The following is a 2,888-nucleotide window of genomic DNA, read 5'->3' on the forward strand; positions in this document are numbered from 1 at the left end:
CGTGGTGCAGCCAACTTATTAATCGACAAATTATTGGCTTTGCAATAATTAACTAGTGGCTCTTCAGCATGAGTGTTTCTTCCAACCACCCCTTCTGTTATTTGGCTTCTCACTGCAACAACATCATCTGGCAGATGCCGACGTATATCATTACGCAAGATCGCTCCATCACGACCATTGGAGGCTGCAAGGATTGTTTTGTTTCCTGCGCTGTCAGTGACTTCAGCCATAGCAAGTGCACCATAACGTCGAGCACCATCACCTGCGTTGTCCATTACCCCAACAACTTTTTGTTACAAATCGTCTGTGGAGTTTCTGATAGCATCAGTGATTGGGTGCGCTTTCAATCCTAGCGCATCAACCCATGTCAAAGGATTAGCGACATACCCCTGCGCAGTCCCCACATTCGGCCCCACACCCAACGGATCCTGGGCACCATACACACCACCGGCAGGATCATAAAACCTAAACCGGTTATACACCCACCCAGACTCTTGATCCTCATACTGACCAGCAAACAATACCGGGGAATCCACACCCGACCATCGCCGCCGTGCTGCTGGTGGTGGGTTATAAGCTGGCGAATCCGAAAACCATCCTCCACTTCTGGCGTAAGGGTCTTTACCAGTTCATCCCATTCGCGGCCACGCTGGTCGCCGTGGTCATATTTGACCTGCTGGAGGGTGTGGCTATTGGCCTGGCAATCAGCATTTTCTTCGTGCTGCAGGGCAATATGAAGCGCGCCTACTACCTCAGCCGTGAGGAGCTGGCGGAGGCCGACGAAATTACGCTGGATTTGGCGGAGGAGGTGTCGTTCCTGAATAAGGCGGCTATTAAGAAGACGCTGAAGAATATTCGCCCCGGCTCGAAGGTCACGATCAATGCCGAGAACTCTTCGTATATTGCCAGTGATGTGCTGGAGCTGATTGAGGACTTCTCCAATGTTTATGCGAAGGAAAACGATATTGAGGTGGTGCTCAAGGGCTTCAAGTCGGATTATCACGATGCAGAGCGTGACCGCCACAGCCACGTGAAAGTGGGGCACGCCGCAAGTATCTAAGCGATGAGGCGGGCGGTACCCGTGCCGTATCGCTCCCCCTCGTGCGCATACGCGAGAAGCGGGTTTTGGCCGGAAAGGTGAGAAAATATCACCCTCTTGGTCAAAAATCCGCTTCTCGCTTTTAAACCTGGCTTAATAATGTACCGCCACCGCCTCTTACAGTCACCACAACCTTAAATGTAATCTGCGTAACATCTAGGCAGCTGAGGTGTTTTAGTGTTTAATAGACATATAACTTATAAACATATATTTATAAGTTTATAGGAGTGGTGATGACATTATCACCGCCGCTCCCCCCTCCATAGAACTCAACGAAGGAGTCATTATGAAGGCAGTTGTTTACCACGGCGCAGGCAAGCGGGCGTGGGAGGAAGTTCCGGATCCGACCATCCTTGAACCCACTGATGTGATTGCTCGCGTTGATACCACCACCATCTGCGGCACCGACCTGCACATCCTCAAGGGTGACGTTCCCGAGGTTGAAGAAGGGCGCATCCTGGGCCACGAGGCTATCGGCACGATTACCGAAGTTGGCTCTGCGGTCACTGATTTGAAGGTTGGCGACCGCATCATTATTCCGGCGGTCACGAACTGCGGCAAGTGCTCATATTGTAAGGATAATAAGCCTTCGCACTGCCAGACCGTGGGCGGCGTCGGCTGGATTTTCGGGTACATGATTGACGGCACCCAGGCTGAGTATGTGCGCATTCCTTACGCTGAGACGTCGGTTCACATGGTTCCCGAGGGACTGACCGACGAAGATGTTCTCTTCCTCACGGATGCGCTTCCGACCGGTTTCGAGATGGGTATTCTCAACGGCAACACCAAACCCGGCGATACGGTTGCGGTTATTGGCGCAGGTCCGGTGGGTCTGGGCGCGATCATGACGGCGAACCTGTGCGGTGCCGGGCGCGTGATTACCGTCGATATGGACGATAACCGCATGAACAAGGCTCTGGAACTGGGCGCAACCGATAAGGTAAACGCCGCCGATCCGGACTTTATCGAGAAGATTAAGGCCCTCTCCCCCGATGGTTTGGGCGTGGATGTGGCGATTGAGGCCGTGGGCGTGCCGCAGACCTTCGAGACCTGCACCAAGATCGTTCGCCCCTACGGCAACGTTGCGAACGCGGGTGTGCACGGCAAGCCGGTGGAGCTGCCGATTAACACCATGTGGATCTCCAACGTGAACATCAATATGGGTCTGGTGAACTGCAACACCGTGGGCAACCTGCTGAATATGGTGCGTTCGGGCCGCCTGAACGCAAAGGCAATGGCAACCCACTACTTCACCTTCGACCAGTTCGAGGAAGCATACGATCTGTTCGCAAACGCCGCCGAGCATAACGCGGTGTAGGTTGTGATCTCCCGCGAGCCGATTAAGCACTAGGGAGCCGGGTAAAACCCGCATAAATACTAGGGGCCTCTGCACTAACCCACGTGCAGAGGCCCCTAGTATATGCTCAACGCCCCCCGGAAGGGAACCTGCGGGCTACGTATAGCCTCAAGTATCCCGCCGGGGGCGCCGCGCGTTCACATAGTACTCAGTTTAGGGGTAGTTGCTGCTGAGGAGCTTACGCTGCAGCGCAACAATAGCCGGTGAAGGCGCATCAAATACCCCGTCTGCCGTCTGGCCAAGGTAAGACTGCAAGGCGCTGATCGTGTTGGGGCCGATCAGACCGTCAGCGTTCACGCCCAGCCACCGCTGCAGGTCTTTAATGGTGTCTGAGCCAGATGCGGCATCATCAGAAACCCACTGCCAGCCACCGGTCAAGCCCGGGTTCACACTGGACTGGGAGGCAGGCTGGCTGTCGATCCGCCCGTCAAG

General features: G+C 54.6%; 5 protein-coding genes. 2 read left to right on the forward strand and 3 right to left on the reverse strand.

Going from position 1 to position 2,888, the window contains the following annotated elements; all coding sequences use genetic code 11:
- Both Q4P78_RS08510 and Q4P78_RS09545 read right to left on the reverse strand, forming a co-directional pair.
- A partial coding sequence (locus tag Q4P78_RS08510) for a hypothetical protein (protein ID WP_303339952.1) occupies window positions 1–230 on the reverse strand: 230 nt, incomplete at its 3' end.
- A gap of 63 nt (window positions 231–293) precedes the next feature.
- On the reverse strand, window positions 294–536 hold the full coding sequence (locus Q4P78_RS09545) for an RHS repeat-associated core domain-containing protein (RefSeq protein WP_126500756.1): 243 nt from the start codon (window positions 534–536) through the stop codon (window positions 294–296).
- Between the two features lie 29 nt (window positions 537–565).
- On the opposite strand from Q4P78_RS09545, the gene Q4P78_RS08515 reads away from it, so the two are divergent.
- A complete protein-coding gene (locus Q4P78_RS08515; protein ID WP_303339953.1) occupies window positions 566–1,060 on the forward strand; it encodes a SulP family inorganic anion transporter in 495 nt (164 codons plus the stop codon).
- 325 nt (window positions 1,061–1,385) lie between these two features.
- Window positions 1,386–2,417: an alcohol dehydrogenase catalytic domain-containing protein gene (locus Q4P78_RS08520; RefSeq protein ID WP_303339954.1), complete on the forward strand. Its 1,032-nt coding sequence runs from the start codon at window positions 1,386–1,388 to the stop codon at window positions 2,415–2,417.
- Between the two features lie 192 nt (window positions 2,418–2,609).
- Here the strand turns inward: Q4P78_RS08520 and Q4P78_RS08525 are convergent.
- The coding region (locus Q4P78_RS08525; protein ID WP_303339955.1) for a putative peptidoglycan-binding domain-containing protein at window positions 2,610–2,888 on the reverse strand (279 nt) is incomplete at its 5' end.

Origin of the sequence: Rothia sp. (in: high G+C Gram-positive bacteria), assembly GCF_030540545.1 — a bacterium.
Taxonomy (GTDB): domain Bacteria; phylum Actinomycetota; class Actinomycetes; order Actinomycetales; family Micrococcaceae; genus Rothia.

Coding starts and splice junctions, on each gene's coding strand:
- Q4P78_RS08520 (WP_303339954.1), top strand. CDS start 1,386: ATGAAGGCAGTTGTTTACCACGGCGCAGGCAAGCGGGCGTGGGAGGAA.